The 16,034-nt window shown below is 66.5% G+C and carries 15 protein-coding genes and 1 riboswitch; of the genes, 6 read left to right on the top strand and 9 right to left on the bottom strand.

Translation table 11 applies throughout. The features are described 5' to 3' along the window. Nucleotides 1-76 precede the first annotated feature (76 nt). From ahcY to AWB78_RS02040, 3 genes are all read right to left on the bottom strand, one after another. Nucleotides 77-1,498 carry an adenosylhomocysteinase gene (gene ahcY, locus AWB78_RS02050; RefSeq protein WP_062601657.1) on the bottom strand — a complete coding sequence of 474 codons (1,422 nt, stop codon included), beginning with the start codon at nt 1,496-1,498 and terminating at the stop codon, nt 77-79. 32 nt (nt 1,499-1,530) lie between these two features. Then, a riboswitch (S-adenosyl-L-homocysteine riboswitch) is annotated at nt 1,531-1,657 on the bottom strand. Nucleotides 1,658-1,734: 77 nt separating this feature from the next. Then, entirely contained in the window at nt 1,735-2,457 is a 723-nt protein-coding gene (locus AWB78_RS02045) for an LrgB family protein (protein WP_062601656.1), read from the bottom strand. A 10-nt stretch (nt 2,458-2,467) separates the two neighbouring features. Next, a complete protein-coding gene (locus AWB78_RS02040; protein WP_062601655.1) occupies nt 2,468-2,911 on the bottom strand; it encodes a CidA/LrgA family protein in 444 nt (147 codons plus the stop codon). A 130-nt stretch (nt 2,912-3,041) separates the two neighbouring features. On the opposite strand from AWB78_RS02040, the gene AWB78_RS02035 reads away from it, so the two are divergent. Continuing rightward, a complete protein-coding gene (locus tag AWB78_RS02035) occupies nt 3,042-3,986 on the top strand; it encodes a LysR family transcriptional regulator (RefSeq protein WP_062601654.1) in 945 nt (314 codons plus the stop codon). A gap of 85 nt (nt 3,987-4,071) precedes the next feature. On the opposite strand, the gene AWB78_RS02030 is transcribed toward AWB78_RS02035, so the two are convergent. After that, a complete protein-coding gene (locus AWB78_RS02030; RefSeq protein ID WP_062601653.1) occupies nt 4,072-5,745 on the bottom strand; it encodes an OmpA family protein in 1,674 nt (557 codons plus the stop codon). Between the two features lie 322 nt (nt 5,746-6,067). Between AWB78_RS02030 and AWB78_RS02025 the strand changes: the two genes are divergently transcribed. After that, complete coding sequence (locus AWB78_RS02025) at nt 6,068-7,765, top strand: isovaleryl-CoA dehydrogenase (protein WP_062601788.1); 1,698 nt, start codon at nt 6,068-6,070, stop codon at nt 7,763-7,765. A 10-nt stretch (nt 7,766-7,775) separates the two neighbouring features. On the opposite strand, the gene AWB78_RS02020 is transcribed toward AWB78_RS02025, so the two are convergent. From AWB78_RS02020 to fliE, 5 genes are all read right to left on the bottom strand, one after another. Continuing rightward, complete coding sequence (locus tag AWB78_RS02020; protein ID WP_062601652.1) at nt 7,776-8,090, bottom strand: EscU/YscU/HrcU family type III secretion system export apparatus switch protein; 315 nt, start codon at nt 8,088-8,090, stop codon at nt 7,776-7,778. Beyond that, the gene (gene fliK, locus AWB78_RS02015; protein WP_062601651.1) at nt 8,087-9,406 is read right to left on the bottom strand and encodes a flagellar hook-length control protein FliK; all 1,320 of its coding nucleotides are present in this window, start codon (nt 9,404-9,406) and stop codon (nt 8,087-8,089) included. Before fliK ends, AWB78_RS02020 begins: the two co-directional genes overlap by 4 nt. A 42-nt stretch (nt 9,407-9,448) precedes the next feature. After that, complete coding sequence (locus tag AWB78_RS02010; protein WP_062601784.1) at nt 9,449-9,778, bottom strand: flagellar protein FliT; 330 nt, start codon at nt 9,776-9,778, stop codon at nt 9,449-9,451. Between the two features lie 30 nt (nt 9,779-9,808). Beyond that, nucleotides 9,809-10,228, bottom strand: coding sequence for a flagellar export chaperone FliS (fliS, locus tag AWB78_RS02005; RefSeq protein ID WP_062601786.1), 420 nt, complete (start codon nt 10,226-10,228; stop codon nt 9,809-9,811). Between the two features lie 221 nt (nt 10,229-10,449). After that, nucleotides 10,450-10,818: a flagellar hook-basal body complex protein FliE gene (gene fliE, locus AWB78_RS02000; RefSeq protein ID WP_062601782.1), complete on the bottom strand. Its 369-nt coding sequence runs from the start codon at nt 10,816-10,818 to the stop codon at nt 10,450-10,452. Nucleotides 10,819-11,087: 269 nt separating this feature from the next. Between fliE and fliF the strand changes: the two genes are divergently transcribed. The 4 genes from fliF to fliI are packed head-to-tail and all read left to right on the top strand — an operon-like array spanning nt 11,088 to nt 16,029. Further along, the gene (gene fliF, locus AWB78_RS01995) at nt 11,088-12,857 is read left to right on the top strand and encodes a flagellar basal-body MS-ring/collar protein FliF (RefSeq protein ID WP_062601650.1); all 1,770 of its coding nucleotides are present in this window, start codon (nt 11,088-11,090) and stop codon (nt 12,855-12,857) included. Then, entirely contained in the window at nt 12,847-13,842 is a 996-nt protein-coding gene (fliG, locus tag AWB78_RS01990; RefSeq protein WP_062601649.1) for a flagellar motor switch protein FliG, read from the top strand. The genes fliF and fliG overlap by 11 nt, the downstream gene beginning before the upstream one ends. Next, nucleotides 13,835-14,509: a flagellar assembly protein FliH gene (fliH, locus tag AWB78_RS01985; RefSeq protein WP_062601648.1), complete on the top strand. Its 675-nt coding sequence runs from the start codon at nt 13,835-13,837 to the stop codon at nt 14,507-14,509. Before fliG ends, fliH begins: the two co-directional genes overlap by 8 nt. Then, nucleotides 14,503-16,029: a flagellar protein export ATPase FliI gene (gene fliI, locus AWB78_RS01980; protein ID WP_062601647.1), complete on the top strand. Its 1,527-nt coding sequence runs from the start codon at nt 14,503-14,505 to the stop codon at nt 16,027-16,029. The genes fliH and fliI overlap by 7 nt, the downstream gene beginning before the upstream one ends. Nucleotides 16,030-16,034: the final 5 nt, after the last annotated feature.

Below are 16,034 nucleotides of genomic sequence, written 5' to 3'. Positions count from 1 at the left end.
AGGTTCTCCGGTTGATGCATCGAATCGCGCGGGCGTGATCGTCACGCCCGCGAGAAGGCACTGCCGCCGCTTGCGATTAATAGCGGTAATGATTCGGCTTGAACGGGCCGTTCTTGTCGACGCCGATATAGCCGGCCTGCTCGTCCGACAGCACGGTCAGCTCCGCGCCGATGCGGCCGAGGTGCAGGCGCGCGACCTTCTCGTCGAGATGCTTCGGCAGCACGTAGACTTTGTTCTCGTACTTCTTGCCTTGCGTGAACAGTTCGATCTGCGCGAGCGTCTGGTTCGTGAACGAGTTCGACATCACGAACGACGGATGGCCCGTCGCGCAGCCGAGGTTCACCAGACGGCCTTCAGCCAGGATGATGATCTTCTTGCCGTCCGGGAACACGATGTGATCGACCTGCGGCTTGATGTTGTCCCACGTGTACTGGCGCGTCGACGCGATATCGATTTCCGAATCGAAGTGGCCGATGTTGCAGACGATCGCGTTGTTGCGCATCGCCTTCATGTGGTCGTGGTTGATGACGTGGTAGTTGCCCGTCGCCGTCACGAAGATGTCGGCCTTGTCGGCGGCGTATTCCATCGTCACGACGCGATAGCCTTCCATCGCCGCCTGCAGCGCGCAGATCGGATCGATTTCCGTGACCCACACGGTGGCGCCCAGACCGCGCAGCGATTGCGCGCAGCCCTTGCCCACGTCACCGTAACCGGCCACGACCGCGATCTTGCCCGCGATCATCACGTCGGTCGCGCGCTTGATGCCGTCGACGAGCGATTCGCGGCAGCCGTACAGGTTGTCGAACTTCGACTTCGTGACCGAATCGTTGACGTTGATGGCCGGGAACGGCAGACGGCCTTCCTTTTCCATCTGATACAGGCGATGCACGCCCGTGGTCGTTTCTTCCGTCACGCCCTGGATGTGCGACAGGCGCGTGGAGTAGTACGTCGGATCCGCGTCCAGATGCTTGCCGATGGCCTTGTACAGCGCGACTTCTTCCTCGTTCGTCGGCTTGGCGATGACCGAGCGGTCCTTCTCCGCCTTCGCGCCGAGGATCAGCAGCAGCGTTGCGTCGCCGCCGTCATCGAGAATCATGTTGGCGAACTGACCGTTCGGCCATTCGAAGATGCGGTGCGTGAATTCCCAGTACTCGTCGAGCGATTCGCCCTTGAACGCGAACACCGGCGTGCCGCCCGCGGCGATCGCGGCAGCGGCGTGGTCCTGCGTCGAGAAGATGTTGCACGATGCCCAGCGCACGTCCGCGCCCAGTGCCGTGAGCGTTTCGATCAGCACGCCCGTTTGAATCGTCATGTGCAGCGAGCCGGCGATGCGCGCGCCCTTCAGCGGCTGCTGCGCCTTGTACTCTTCGCGCGTCTGGATGAGGCCCGGCATCTCCGTTTCAGCGATGTCGAGTTCCTTGCGGCCCCATGCGGCCAGCGACATGTCGGCGACGACGTAATCCTTGGAAGATTTGGAATCGAGAACTGCGGCGTTCATCACGCCCTCCTTTTCTAAAAAGACTAGAAATGTTGACGTGAGCGCCGTTCGAATGCGGTGGCTCAGCGGGCTTTTGCATGCCTTCGAACCGTCCGGATTGAAGGCCTCCGAGCCTGGCGGATGATTTTTGAATCACCCGTCGCAACGCTCCTCGGAGGCGAACGTCGATTGTAGCAAAGTCTCGTATCGTGAACGTGATTTCGAGACGCTGAAATGGCCTTCCCGCGATGGCGCGATCAGAACGGCAGGACCGACAGAACCGGCGCGAGCAGCACCATCACGACGCCCGCGATCATCATCGTGAGACTCGCGACGACGCCCTCTTCGTTCCCCAGTTCGCGCGCCTTCGCCGTGCCGACGCCATGCGCCGCCGCGCCGAACAGCGCGCCGCGCGCGAGCCGCGTGCGCAGCGGCACGAGCGCGAGCACGACCTCGCCGAAGAGCATGCCGCAGACGCCCGTCGCGATCACGAAGAGCGCGGTAAGGTCCTTCGGCGCGTGAATCTTGTCGGAGACGGCGAGCGCGAAAGGCGTGGAAACGGAGCGCGTCGCGAGGCTGCGCTGCAATTCCGGCGACAGATGCAGCAGCTTGGCGAGCGCGAGCGACCCGCCCACCGCCACCAGAATGCCGACGGTCACGCCGACGGTGAGCGAAAGCCAGTGCCGCCTGATGAGCGCGCGATACTCGTAGATCGGCACCGCGAACGCGACGGTCGCGGGGCCGAGCAGCCACATGAGCCAGCGCGTGTCGGCGTAGTAAACGGCGTACGGAATGCGCGCCATCGCGACGATGAGCACGAGCACCGCCGGCACCGCCAGAAGCGGCGTGAGCCACGGCCGTTTGAAGCGCGCGTAGAGCTGCTTGGCCGCGAAATACAGCGCGACGGTCAGCACGAAGCAGCCAGCCGCGATGAGACGCGCGGCGTCGTCTTCGAGAAGAGAGGCGAAAAAGTGGTTCATGTCCGCTCGCTCAGGCCCGCGCCGCGTGCCGTGCGCCGAGCGCGCGGCGCAACGCGAGACGGCGTTCGAGGCGCGCCGCACGGTCGACGGCGAACGCGACGGCCACCATCACCATCAACGTCCCACCGACCACCACGAGGGCGAGCCGCCAGCCGTCTTCCATGAAGAGGCCGCCGTACTGCACCGCCGCGACCGCCGCCGGGATGAAGAACAGCAGCATGTCGGAGAGCAGCCAGTCGGCGCCCGCCTTCACCCAGCGGGGCGCGATGCCGCCGCAGAACAGGAGCGCGAGCAGCGCGACCAGGCCGATGACGCCGCCCGGCACGGGCAACGCCAGCTTGCGTGCGACGAAGTCCGCCGCGACCCAGATCGCCGCGAGCGCGGCGGACTGCAGCGCGATGCGCACGAAGCGGCCGAAAGCGGATGGCGTGTGGGTCGTGAGGGTGGCGGACATGGCGGACTCTTCTACGTGAAATGCAATTGATTAGGGTTAACCTGTAGGAAGAGTATATGGGCGCCCCTTGCATAATAAAAATGACTTAACCTTATTCAAATCATTCCAAACTGGAATTCTGGAGTCGACGATGGAATTGCGCGCCTTGCGATACTTCATCGAGGTCGTGAAGCAGAAGAGCTTCACCGCCGCCGCCGAGCACATGTTCGTCACTCAGCCGACCATCAGCAAAATGGTGAAGGCGCTGGAGGACGAGGTCGGCTCGCCGCTGCTGCTGCGCGAGGGCCGGCAGATGGTGCTGACGGACGCGGGCCAGATCGTCTATCAGCGCGGTGTCGAGGTGCTGGCGGCGCACGCGCGCCTCGAAGCCGAACTCAACGATCTCGGCACCTTCGGGCGCGGCACGCTGACGATCGGCATTCCGCCGATGGGCGGATCGCTGTTCACGCCGGCCATCGCCGCGTTCCGGCGCCGTTATCCGAAGGTCGAGCTGAAGTTGTTCGAGCGCGGCTCGAAGGCGATCGAGGCGGCGCTGATCGACGGCGAGCTGGAGCTGGGTGGCGTCCTGCAGCCGGTCAACACGGACATGTTCGATGTGCTGCCCGTCAGCCGGCAGGTTCTGTGGCTCGTCGCGCCGAAGGGTTCTCGCTGGGACGATGCCCGCGAAGTCGCCCTCACCGATCTCGCCGCCGAGCCGTTCGTGTTCTACGGCGAAAGCCTCGCGCTCAACGATGTCGTGCTCAACGCGTGCCGCGAGGCGGGCTTCGCGCCGACGATCGTCGGCCGCAGCGGACACTGGGATTTCATGGCGGCGCTGGTGCAGGCGGGCATCGGCATCGCGCTCTTGCCCGCGCCCTACTGCCGCCGGCTCGACGCCGACGCGTTCACCTGCCGCCGTGTGGTCGCGCCGGAGATTCACTGGGACATGGCGCTCGGCTGGCGGCGCAACGGTTATCTGTCGCACGCGGCGCGGGCGTGGATCGAAGTCGCGCGTGAGATGCTGCCCGCCAATCTCGATCAGGACTTCATGGCCGATGGTTTCCCGCGCGCGCGGCGCGGCGAGCCGGGCGCGTGATTCTCATGCGCCCGAAACGAAACGCGCCGGCCCGCGTTGTGCGGACCGGCGCGTTCGTTACCGCGGCCCTCGGGCGTTTCGCGGATCAGCTCAATTCCTTGAACTCGATCCGGCGATTCGCCGCGCGGCCCGCAGGCGTGGCGTTGTCGCCGATCGGATGCGCGTCGCCGAAACCTTCCGCCGTCAGCGTGTCGGCCGGCACGCCTTGCTGGATCAGATACGCGCGCACGGCCTGTGCGCGTTTTTCCGATAACTGGACATTCAACGCGGCATCGCCGGTGTTGTCCGAATAGCCGCCGATCTGCAGCTTGACCGGCTTGCCGGCGGTGTCGCAATCCTTCAGCGACTTCGCCGATTCGGCGAGTTCGGGCAGCGCGGCGCGCGGCACCGCGTTCGATGCAAAGCCGAATTGGACCGGGCGAAGATTCAGGTGCTTCGCGACGTCGCCGGTCGCGCAGCTCGCGTCGGCCTGTGCGCCGGAAGTGGCCGCCGTGCCGGCCGCGCCGATCGTCCAGCCATCGCCGAAGAACGCCTTCAGCTTGTCCAGCCAGCCGAGCTTCGCGTCCGCGGCGCGGCCGTCCAGATCGATCTTGGCGCCGGCGATGCTCACTTGCGCGCCCGGCAGCGCCATGACCGGCAGGAGGCCATTGAGCTTGCCGATCCACGTCGCGGGCTTCGTGTCCGGATCGACCGTGACATGGGCGCGGAATTTGTCGAGGCCGAGCTTTACCGCGAGCAGGTCGAGAAGGTGCTGCTTTTCCGCTTCGCTGCTGACCGTCGCGGTCAGCGTCGCAATGCCGGATGGATCGACGAGAAAGGACATCGTCGAGTCCTTGGACGGCACGGCGGCGGGCGCCGACGATTGATCGGCGGCGGCCGAAGCGACGGCCGCATCTGACGCGGCAGCCGCGGTCACGGCGCTCGAATCGCCGGCCGCGCCGGAAGCGTCGTCCGGCTTTGCCGCGCGGGCGCTTTCCGATTCCGGGCTCTCCGGCGCGCAGCCGCGCCCGAGCAGAACCGCGAGCAGCGCGAGCGCCGCGGCGATCGCGATCCACCACCATTTCTTCCTGCCCGCATTCTCGCCGGCGACTTGCTCCGGCGCCGCGGCAGGTTCCGACGGCTGCGAAAACGCCGCTGCCTCATGCGTTGCCGCATGCTCGAGATGGGCCGACACGGCCTTAAGCCGCGATGCGACGCCCGCGAGGAACGCGCCGACCGAACCGAGACCGAGCGCGTTCGCGAACGCGTCCGTCATGTTCGCGCGCACCACCGGCAACTGAAGGCCGAGCAGCGCCGGGAGCTGCCCGGGACTTCCGTTGTGCTGGGTGAGATAGCGCTTCAGCACGCCGAAGAGCGTCGCGCCGACCACGCCGCCCAGCGTGCGCGTGGCACTCGCCGCGACGCCCGTGTATTCGGCGATGCGCTCGGCGAGCGCGTTGAGGCTGTCGTGCGAGGAAATGGCCTCGTCGGCGTGCGTGCCGCTGTCGACGAGCGTGTTGAAGCCGTCGTCCTGAATGGCGGCGTGCGGAAGATCCTCCGCGATCAGCGCGTTCGTCGCCGGCGACATGATGGCGGCGAACAGATTGCGCGCGCCTTCCAGCGACGACGCCTTGTTCATCATGGCGCCGATGAGCGCCGGCCCGCACAGCGAAACCACGCGCTTGGCGGATTCCGTCGGACAGCCGATGCGCCCGGCGATGTGCTGCAACACGCTTTCTGTCAAAGCGCCCTGGACGAGTTGATTGAGGTTGATGCTCATTGAGAATGCTTCCGTGAAAGGCGTTATTGCATCCGCCGGATATGGCCGGGCCGATTATAGGTTCGGCCTCCTGCGCGTCATCGGGGCGGGATTAACAATCGGATTTGTCTCAGGGAGCGGCGCTTTAGGACCGCGCATCGGAAACATCTGCGCGATTCCGAAAAGAGCGATGCGTCTATACGTCCATCGAACGCGCGGCCTATGATTCCTGAATTCGAGATGGCGCCCGGATGAGGGAAGCGGCCGAAAGCGTCCGTTGCGCCCGCCCGACGGCGACGACTCGCCGCGCCGCCATTTCGCGCACGCAAAGAAGGAGACGACGATGTCCGATCCCGCCGATCGCCCGTTCGGGCAGACCCACGAAGTCACGAATCAGGTGCCGCCGCTCGTCGGTTACGACGCCTTCGCGTTCGATCCGGCGCTCACGGCGGCCCTCGACCGGGAAGGCGCGCAATGGCACGCCGAAGCGCTCTCCCGCGACGGCATGACGCTCACGCAGCCGGACGTCGTCGCGCTGGCCGATTTCGCCAACCGGCACGAGCCGTCGCTCGCGACGCACAGTCCGCGCGGCGAGCGCATCGACGCGTTGGAATTTCATCCGGCGTGGCACGAACTGGTGCGCCGCCTGCGGCACGAAGGTCTGCACGCGCTGCCGTTCGAGCCGTCCGCGCGCGCCGGCTCGATGCCCGCGCGCTGCGCCGGCTACTATCTGCACGGCCAGCTTGAATCGGGTTCGCTGTGCCCCATCACGATGACCTTCGCGAGCATTCCGGTCTTGCGCAACGAGCCGGACCTGTTCGCGCGCATCGCGCATCCGCTGCTGTCGCGCGAGCACGATCCGCGCGATATCCCGCTCGAGGCCGGCAAGCATTCGATGATGATCGGCATGGGCATGACCGAGAAACAGGGCGGCTCGGATGTGCGCAGCAACCGCACGCGCGCGCATGCGCTCGGCAAGCCGGGACGCGGCGGAGCGTATCGGCTGGTCGGTCACAAATGGTTCTTTTCCGCGCCGCAGTGCGACGCACATCTCGTGCTCGCGCGCACCGCCGACGAAGGCGCTCTCTCGTGCTTCTACGTGCCGCGCTTCCGGCCCGACGGCCGCAAGAACGCGGTTCAGGTCCAGCGGCTCAAGGACAAGCTCGGCAACCGCTCGAACGCCAGCAGCGAAGTGGAGTTTCTCGATGCCTACGGTCTGATGATCGGCGATGAGGGGCGCGGCGTGCCGACGATCATCGAAATGGCGAACTTCACGCGGCTCGATTGCGTGATCGGCAGCGCGGCGCTGATGCGCGCGGCGCTCGTGCAGGCGATCCACCACGCGCGGCATCGCAGCGCGTTCGGCGCGCATCTCGTCGATCAGCCCTTGATGCGCAACGTACTGGCCGATCTCGCGCTCGAATCCGAGGCGGCGACGGTCCTCTTCATGCGTCTCGCGGGCGCGTTCGAGCAGAGCGGCGCACCGGACGGAGCGCTTGCCGAGCGCGCGTGGCGGCGCATCGTCACGCCGGCCGCGAAGTTCTGGGTGTGCAAGCGCGCGCTCGAATTCACCGGCGAGGCGATGGAAGTCTGGGGCGGCAACGGCTATGTCGAAACCGGACCGATGGCGCGTTTCTATCGCGAGGCGCCGGTCAATTCGATCTGGGAAGGCTCGGGTAACGTGATGTGTCTCGACGTGCTGCGCGCGTTCGAGCGCGAGCAGGACGCCGCGCACGCGCTTTTCGACGACTGGAAAACCACGGCGGGCGCACATCCGGCGCTGGCGGGCGCGCTGTCGTCGCTCGTGGGCATGCTGACGGGCGATCCGGCCGCGCGGGAAGCGTCGGCGCGGCGCATCGCGCAGCAATTGACGCTGTGCGCGCAAGGCGTGCTGCTGGCGCGGCATGCGCCGCAGGCAGTCGCCAGTGCGTTCATCGAATCGCGTCTGGGCGATCCGCGCGGCGAAACCGGGCGCGTGTACGGCACGCTGCCCGCGCGCTTCGATCATGCGGCGATCGTTACGCGGGCGTTTGGGGCCTAGCGGAAGGCTTTCAGCGGATCGCCTTCCCCGCCTCCCGCATCGGCTCCTCGTTCTCCAGCCGATAAACCCACGACAGCAATTCCGCCACCGCCTGATACAAGGCGGGCGGAATGTGTGCGTCGAGATCGACCTGCATCAGCAGCGACACCATTTCCGGCGATTCGTGCACGTACAGCCCCGCTTCCTTCGCGCGCTGCACGATCATGTCCGCGACGATGCCGTAGCCCTTCGCGACGACGCGCGGCGTCGACTCGCGATTGCCCGCTTCGTAGGCGAGCGCGGTCGCCTGCCTGCGCGTGTACGGCGGATGATCCTGCGCGCTCATGCCTCGCTCCCCTCGCCCGGCGCCTGGCGGAACAGATGCTCGAGCGGCGAGCGCATCGGTCTTTTCGCGGCGGGCTTGTCGCCGGACAGCGCGAGATCGGTCGTGCCGTCCATCGAGCGCACGGACAGCGACGCCAGCGCGATGCCCGCCGCTTCGAGCTGGCGCGCGAACGCGGCGCCGTCGGCGGCCAGACGGCGCGCGCCGGAATCGCCCGCCTTGATGCGCGCGACGAGTTTCTCGCCCGTGAGCACCAGTTCGGCGTCGACGGTGCCGAGCGCGGGCAGCGACAGCGTGATGCGCGTGCGCCACGCGCGTTCGTCCGCGGCATCGTCGGCGGTGCGCGGGTCACGCGGCTCGCGGGCGATTTCCCATTCGAAGCGCGTGCCGGGCCACGCCTCGCCCTGCCAGCGGAACTGCTGGTTCGCGAGCACGTCGAGCTGCTGGCGCACGACGTTGAGCGTCGCCGGATGGACGCCCGCCGCGATCGACGCCTGCAGCGCCGATTCGTGCTGACTCGGCTGCGTGCCCGCGCCGCCCGCCGCGTTGCCGCTCTGCGAATTCGAGAGCGCGGACGGCGGCGCATCGCGCACGGATGCGGCGAGCGCGGCCGCCTGTTGCGGCGTCTGCGGCGTCGCGACGGCGCGCGCGCTCGCGTGCAAATCGGGCAGATCGGAGATGAATTGCGGCGAGCGTGCGTCGTCGAGCCAGGCGTCGCCGGTTGCGGCCTTGCTGGCGAAATCGAGCGGCAGGGACATCGCGCGCCCGTCGACGCGCGCCTGCGGCTCGTTGGCGAGCGACGCCGCGCTGCGCTGGCCCGCGAGCCATTGCACCAGATGCGATTCGTAGAAGAGCCCGCTTTCGTCGACGGTCTTCGCCAGCGCGGTCGCGAGCGCGGCGGCTGGCAGCGGCGGCAGATTCTGCGTCGCGGCCCGCGCGGCGGCCACGGCGGCCGCGTTGGACGAGAACGCGGTATCGAAGAGGCCCGTCGTCAGCGCGGCGAAGGCGCTCGCGGGGCGCGGCGGCGTCGGCCAGAGCGGCGCATCGCCGGTGAGCGCGGGGGCCGCGCCGCCGAAGCGCGAGATCACGTCGAGCGTGCGCGCGACGCTGGAGAACGCGGTTTGCGCCGATGCCGCCGGCGCCGGCGATCCCGCAGGCGATCCGGCAGCCTGCGGCATATCCGCTTGCGTCGTCGTCTGTCCGACGCTCGCGCCGGTCACGCCGCTGCCGCTGACACCGCCCGGCGCGCGAATCGCGGACAGAAGGAGCTCGGTGCGGCTAGCGAGCAGCGATGCGATCGCGGTATCGAGTCCAGTCATGCCCACATCCTCAAATGCGCCCGGCCGGGCGCGGACCGGCGCCTAGCGCAGTCCGACCATTTTTTTCAGTACGCGCGCCGGCCTGTTGACCGTGAAGAGCGCCGACAGCCGCGCGAGGCTCGGCGATGTCAGATCGCGGATCGCGGCGTCATCGGCGAGAATCTTCTTCACGAGGTCCAGCTTGCGCGCCCGGGCGTCTTCGTCGAGTTCCGAGCCGGAATCCGCTTCCTTCAGCTGCTCGATCAACTCGCGGTAGGTGCCCTGCAACGTCTTCAGTTCGCTCCATTCGCCGCCGCGCGCGGCCGCCAGCATCTGGCCGGAAATCGCCGCGATGGTTTCGTAGTGAGCGAAATATTCTTGTGTCGTCTTCATTCTTTCGAGGCAGTCGACGCGCATTGCCCGTCAAACGGGCGCGGCGGTCATTTGCGCCACTTCCGGTCCAATTCCCACCCAGGCTTCCTCGAGCGTCGCGAGCAGGTTGTCGACCTCCACGAGCATCGTCTCGTCCTGATTCATGTTCGCCTCGAGCAGCCGGCGCGTCATATACGTGTACAGCGCGTCCAGACGTTCCGCGATCTCGCCGCCCGCATCCTTGTTGAGCGCCTGCTGCAAACCGCTCTCGATGATGCTGATGGCCTTGCCGATCGCCGCGCCGCGCGCACCGATGTTCTTCTGCTGCAAGTGCATGCGCGCCTGCGCGATCGCCTGGCGCGCGCCCTGATACAGCATCACGATCAGCCGGTGCGGGCTCGCTCCCATCACTCCTGTCTGCACGCCCACGCGTGCGTAGGCGTTGGCTCCAGCGTGTCCTGGGGAATACATCTCTCGATTCTCCTTTTGCGATGCCGCAGCGTCCGCGGGCTTCATTCGGACGCCGTGCTGCTCGTCCTGATCCGTGTAGGTCCGGTAAAACCGGTGCAGGCGAGCGAGCCGTCGTTCGCCGTGCCGTTACCGGGGTTATCGGAGAAACGCGGAAAAGCTTTAGGAAGCAAGGCTCCAGAGCCGGGCGCGGCGCTAAAGGGCTGGATCGCGAGGAGGCTGCGTCAGACGGATATCTGCATGATGTCGTTGTAGGCCGACACGAGCTTGTTGCGCACCTGCAGCCCGAATTGCAGGCCGACGTTCGCCTTCTGCATGTCCACCATCACGTCGTTGAGGGACACGTTCGGCGCGCCGATCTCGAACGCGTGCGCCTCGCCGAGCGCCTTCGTCTGGTTGTCGCTGATCTTGTCGATCGACGATTTCAGCGCGTCGGCGAAGCTGCCGGCGCTCGCCGCGCCCGATGTCCCGCTTTGCCCCGCGATGGCGCCCGACGCGACGGTCGAGGTCGCGCCAGTCCCGCCTGCGGCTTGCGACGCCATCGACTGAATGGCCGAGAGGGCGGCGGAAAGCGGATTGATCGGAAAGTTCATGTTGACTCCGGGTGACAGGAAAAAACCGGCGCCGCTCATGGCGGGGACCTGGTGCTCGGACCGCGTCTGGACGCTTGTTCGAGTACGAAAAAGATTAGCAGCCGGCGATTTTTCAAAGCACCGAAAGAACGGGGAAAACCCCGCTCTATTCACCGAATCGACTTGCAATCTTCTGCGGATAATCCCCATCGTGAAAAGTCCTCCACCGCCGCTTACATCAGCGGATAGCGGCGGGAGGAGAACATCAGGATTCGGAGCTTCGACGCTAAATGGAAACGCCCAACAACTCACTCATCACGCCCGACGCCAGAATGGGCCTGGCGGGCGCACAGCCGGGTGCAGCCGGAACGGCCGCCGCGAGCGCAGGGGGCGCCGACTTCGGCGGTTTTGCGCAGCGCGTGCCGATGCTCAACCAGTTCCGCTCGAATCCGCGCGTGCCGCTGATCGTGGTAGTCGCGGTTCTGGTGATGGTGGTGGCGGGCCTCGTCATGTGGTCGCGCCAGCCGGACTATCGCGTGCTGTTCTCGAATCTCTCCGATCGCGACGGCGGCGCAATCGTTGCCGCGCTCCAGCAGGGCAACATTCCCTACAAGTTGGGCGAAGGCGGCGGCGCCATTCTCGTGCCGGCGGAGCAGGTTCATGAGACGCGTCTGCGCCTCGCGAGCCAGGGCTTGCCGAAGAGCGGTTCGGTCGGCTTCGAGCTGATGGACAACCAGAAGTTCGGCATCAGCCAGTTCGCCGAACAGGTCAACTATCAACGCGCGCTCGAAGGCGAGCTGGAGCGCACCATCGGCTCGATTTCGTCGGTGAAGTCGGCGCGCGTGCATCTGGCGATTCCGAAGCCTTCCGTCTTCGTGCGCGACAAGGAACTGCCGACCGCCTCCGTGATGGTCAATCTGTATCCGGGCCGCGTGCTCGACGAAGGCCAGGTGGTCGCGATCGCGCACATGGTCGCGTCGGGCGTGGCGGACATGCCGGTCAAGAACGTGAATATCGTCGATCAGGACGGCAACCTGCTGACGAGCCAGAGCGCCGCCAACGGCCTCGACGCGTCGCAACTGAAGTACGTGCAGCAGATCGAGCACAACACGCAAAAGCGCATCGACGCGATCCTCGCGCCCCTCTTCGGCGCCGGCAATGCGCGCTCGCAGGTGAGCGCCGACATCGACTTCTCGAAGCTCGAACAAACCGCCGAAAGCTACGGCCCGAACGGCAACGCGCAGAGCACGGCGATCCGCAGCCAGCAATCGAGCGAATCGAGCGAAACGACGGGCGGCGGCGCATCGGGCGTGCCGGGAGCGCTGTCGAACCAGCCGCCGCAGCCGGCTTCCGCGCCGATCGACGCGGCCGCATCGGGCGCGGTGGGCGCCGCGAAGGCCACGCCGCAGAACCAGCGCAAGGACACGACGACGAACTACGAAGTGGATCGCACGGTGCGCCACTACGAGCAGGCGACGGGCGGCATCAAGCGCCTGTCGGTGGCGGTGGTCGTGAACTACGAGAAGAAGATCGACGCGAAGGGTAACGTCACGATGACGCCGCTCGCCGCCGACAAGCTCGCGCAGGTGCAGCAGCTCGTGAAGGACGCGATGGGCTTCGACGAGAAGCGCGGCGACTCGGTGAACGTCGTGAACAGCGCGTTCTCGGCCGATCTGAACGCAACGCCCGACGTCCCGTGGTGGCGCACGCAGCAGATGATCGCGTGGGGTCTCCAGGCGGCGAAGTACGTGGGCATCGGCATCGTGGCGCTGTTCCTGTACTTCAGCATGGTGAAGCCGGCGATGCGCCGCGCGTTCCCGCCGCCGCCCGAAGCCGCGCCCACGCTCGGCGCGCCGGATGAACTCTCGCTGCTCGACGGCCCCGCGGCCGACGGCCAGAAGAAGGAAGACGAAGACAAGGATGCCGAGGTGAGTCTCCTCGGTCATGAAAGCAAGAAGGCCAAATTCGATCGCAACCTCGACTACGCGCGCATGGTGGCGCGCCAGGACGCGAGAATCGTTGCGACGGTCGTGAAGAACTGGGTGTCCGATGAACGCTGAAGGCCTGAACAAAGCCGCCCTCCTCCTGATGTCGATCGGTGAGGAAGAAGCCGCCGAAGTATTCAAGTATCTCGCTCCGCGCGAGGTGCAGAAGATCGGCGCGACCATGGCGGCCCTGAAAAACGTGACGCGCGAGCAGCTCGACAACGTGCTGACCGAATTCGTCGAGGAAGCGGAGAAGCACACCGCGCTGTCGCTGGATTCGAGCGAGTACATCCGCTCGGTGCTGACGAAGGCGCTCGGCGAGACCAAGGCCGGCGCGCTGATCGACCGTATCCTGCAAGGCAGCGACACGAGCGGCATCGAAGGCCTGAAGTGGATGGACTCGGGCGCGGTCGCGGAACTCATCAAGAACGAGCATCCGCAGATCATCGCGACGATCCTCGTGCATCTGGACCGCGATCAGGCGTCGGAAATCGTGTCGCTGCTGGCGGACCGCCTGCGCAACGACGTGCTGCTGCGCATCGCGACGCTCGACGGCATCCAGCCCGCCGCGCTGCGCGAACTCGACGACGTGCTGACCACGCTCCTCTCCGGCAGCGACAACCTGAAGCGCGCGCCGATGGGCGGCATCCGCACGGCGGCGGAGATTCTCAACTTCATGTCGAGCAATCACGAGGAAGGCGTGCTCTCGAACGTCCGCGAATACGATGCGGAGCTCGCGCAGAAGATCATCGACCAGATGTTCGTGTTCGAGAACCTGCTCGACCTCGAAGACCGCGCGATCCAGCTGCTGCTGAAGGAAGTGGAGTCGGAAACGCTGATCGTGTCGCTGAAGGGCGCGCAACCGGCGCTGCGTCAGAAGTTCCTGTCGAACATGTCGCAGCGCGCGGCCGAGCTGCTCGCCGAAGACCTCGATTCGCGCGGTCCGGTGCGCGTGTCGGAAGTCGAGCAGCAGCAGCGCAAGATCCTGCAGATCGTCCGCAATCTCGCGGAAAACGGTCAGATCCAGCTAGGCGGCAAGGCGGAGGACGCGTATGTCTGACGCCCGCGCGCAGAAGGCTCCGCTCTCGGCGTATCAGCGCTGGGAAATGGCATCGTTCGATCCCGTCGAAGTCAAGGTCGACAACAGCGCGGCGGAACAGGCCGCGCTCGAGGCGCACCTGCGCCGCGTCGAGGAAGACGCGCATCAGCAAGGGCTCGCGAAGGGGCACGTCGCGGGCCAGGCGCTCGGCTATCAGGCCGGTTACGAGCAGGGTCAGGCGAAGGGTTTCGAGGACGGCCGCAAGGAAGCGCTCGCGCAGGCTGCGGTGCTCGCGGAAATCGCCGATGCGTTCAGGACCGCGCTGCAAGCCGCCGATGCGGCCATCGCGGAATCGCTCGCGGAGCTTGCCGTCGATATCGCGCAGCAGGTCGTGCGTCAGCATCTCGCGCTCGATCCGACAGCGCTCGTCGCCGTGGCGCGCGAAGTGATCGCCGCCGAGCCGGAGCTGTCCGGTGCGCCGACGCTCATCGTGAATCCGGCCGACATGCCGATCGTCGATGCGTATCTGAAGGACGAACTCGAAGGCGCGGGCTGGATCGTGCGCCCGGACCCGATCGTCGAGCGCGGCGGCTGCAAGGCGCACGCCGCGACCGGTGAGATCGACGCGACCAACGTGTCGCGCTGGGAGCGCGTCGTGGCCGCGCTCGGGAGGAACAAGCCGTGGTGAATCACCGCATCACTCAGGACGGCCTGAGCGAACTCGAACAGGAACTCGCGCGCGCGTCGTTCGGCCCGCTCGCCGCCGATGAATCCATCGACGACGAATCGCCCGACGAACTCGCCGCGCGCACCATCGCCGAACTCGCCGATATCGCGGGCAATCCGCACATCGACACGTGGCGCGACAAGCTCGACGCGCTGAGAACGCGCAACGCGATCGCGAAGCCGCTGCGTCCGTGCGGGCGTCTCACGCGCGCCGCCGGTCTCGTGCTGGAAGCGGTCGGTCTGAAAATGGGCGTCGGCTCCGAATGCATGATCGAGCTGCCGCCGGGCAGCGCGATTCCGACCGCCGAAGCCGAAGTGGTCGGCTTCGCGGGCGACAAGCTGTTTCTGATGCCGACGACCGAAGTCGCCGGTCTGCTGCCCGGCGCGCGCGTGTATCCGCTCGAAAGCGCGCCGATCAACGATCCGATGGCGGGCGCGAAGCGCTTGCCCGTCGGCTGGGAAATGCTCGGCCGCGTGGTCGATGCTTCCGGCCGTCCGCTCGACGGTCTCGGCCCGCTCGGCGCGAAGGTCGATGCGCCGCTGTCCGCGCCGGTCATCAACCCGCTGAACCGCGAGCCGATTCACAAGGTGCTCGATGTCGGCGTGCGCGCGATCAACACGCTGCTCACGGTCGGTCGCGGCCAGCGCATGGGCCTGTTCGCGGGCTCGGGCGTCGGTAAATCGGTGTTGCTCGGCACGATGGCGCGCTACACGAGCGCGGAAGTGATCGTGATCGGGCTGATCGGGGAGCGTGGCCGCGAAGTGAAGGAATTCATCGAGCAGATTCTGGGCGAGGATGGTCTCGCGCGCTCGGTCGTCGTCGCGGCGCCGGCGGACGTGTCGCCCGTGCTGCGGATGCAGGCCGCCGCGTACACGACTTCGCTCGCCGAATATTTCCGCGATCAGGGCAAGCACGTGCTGATGCTGATGGATTCGCTGACGCGTTACGCGATGGCGCAGCGCGAGATCGCGCTCGCGATCGGCGAGCCGCCCGCGACGAAGGGTTATCCGCCGTCGGTGTTCGCGAAGCTGCCGGCGCTCGTCGAGCGCACCGGGAATGGCCCGGAAGGTGGCGGTTCGATCACCGCGTTCTACACCGTGCTCACCGAAGGCGACGATCAGCAGGACCCGATCGCCGATTCGGCGCGCGCGATTCTCGACGGCCATATCGTGCTGAACCGCTCGCTCGCCGAGGCGGGACATTACCCGGCTATCGATATCGAACAGTCGATCAGCCGCGCGATGACCGCGCTCATCGACGACAAGCATCTCGAGCGCGTGCGCCTCTTCAAGCAGATGTTGTCGCGCTATCAGCGCAACCGCGACCTGATCAACGTGGGCGCGTATTCGAGCGGACGCGATGCGCTGCTCGACCGCGCGATCGCGCTGTATCCGCGCATGGAGTCGTTTTTGCAGCAAGGCTTTCGCGAGCAGGCGCCGTTCGAGCCGAGCATCGCGATGTTGAACCAGCTATTCGATTAGTTTTC

Source organism: Caballeronia calidae (genome assembly GCF_900044055.2).
GTDB lineage: Bacteria > Pseudomonadota > Gammaproteobacteria > Burkholderiales > Burkholderiaceae > Caballeronia > Caballeronia calidae.
Note: the sequence above shows the minus strand (reverse complement) of the source record. Positions and strands in the feature narration are given on the sequence as shown.

What these genes read in the sequence shown, in the direction of transcription:
- fliE (WP_062601782.1), bottom strand. Translation starts at nt 10,818, where the DNA reads ATGAACTTTCCGATCAATCCGCTTTCCGCCGCCCTCTCGGCCATTCAG.
- fliK (WP_062601651.1), bottom strand. Translation starts at nt 9,406, where the DNA reads ATGACTGGACTCGATACCGCGATCGCATCGCTGCTCGCTAGCCGCACC.
- AWB78_RS02025 (WP_062601788.1), top strand. Translation starts at nt 6,068, where the DNA reads ATGTCCGATCCCGCCGATCGCCCGTTCGGGCAGACCCACGAAGTCACG.
- fliS (WP_062601786.1), bottom strand. Translation starts at nt 10,228, where the DNA reads ATGTATTCCCCAGGACACGCTGGAGCCAACGCCTACGCACGCGTGGGC.
- AWB78_RS02030 (WP_062601653.1), bottom strand. Translation starts at nt 5,745, where the DNA reads ATGAGCATCAACCTCAATCAACTCGTCCAGGGCGCTTTGACAGAAAGC.
- fliF (WP_062601650.1), top strand. Translation starts at nt 11,088, where the DNA reads ATGGAAACGCCCAACAACTCACTCATCACGCCCGACGCCAGAATGGGC.
- AWB78_RS02045 (WP_062601656.1), bottom strand. Translation starts at nt 2,457, where the DNA reads ATGAACCACTTTTTCGCCTCTCTTCTCGAAGACGACGCCGCGCGTCTC.
- AWB78_RS02040 (WP_062601655.1), bottom strand. Translation starts at nt 2,911, where the DNA reads ATGTCCGCCACCCTCACGACCCACACGCCATCCGCTTTCGGCCGCTTC.
- fliH (WP_062601648.1), top strand. Translation starts at nt 13,835, where the DNA reads ATGTCTGACGCCCGCGCGCAGAAGGCTCCGCTCTCGGCGTATCAGCGC.
- AWB78_RS02010 (WP_062601784.1), bottom strand. Translation starts at nt 9,778, where the DNA reads ATGAAGACGACACAAGAATATTTCGCTCACTACGAAACCATCGCGGCG.
- AWB78_RS02020 (WP_062601652.1), bottom strand. Translation starts at nt 8,090, where the DNA reads ATGAGCGCGCAGGATCATCCGCCGTACACGCGCAGGCAGGCGACCGCG.
- ahcY (WP_062601657.1), bottom strand. Translation starts at nt 1,498, where the DNA reads ATGAACGCCGCAGTTCTCGATTCCAAATCTTCCAAGGATTACGTCGTC.
- AWB78_RS02035 (WP_062601654.1), top strand. Translation starts at nt 3,042, where the DNA reads ATGGAATTGCGCGCCTTGCGATACTTCATCGAGGTCGTGAAGCAGAAG.
- fliG (WP_062601649.1), top strand. Translation starts at nt 12,847, where the DNA reads ATGAACGCTGAAGGCCTGAACAAAGCCGCCCTCCTCCTGATGTCGATC.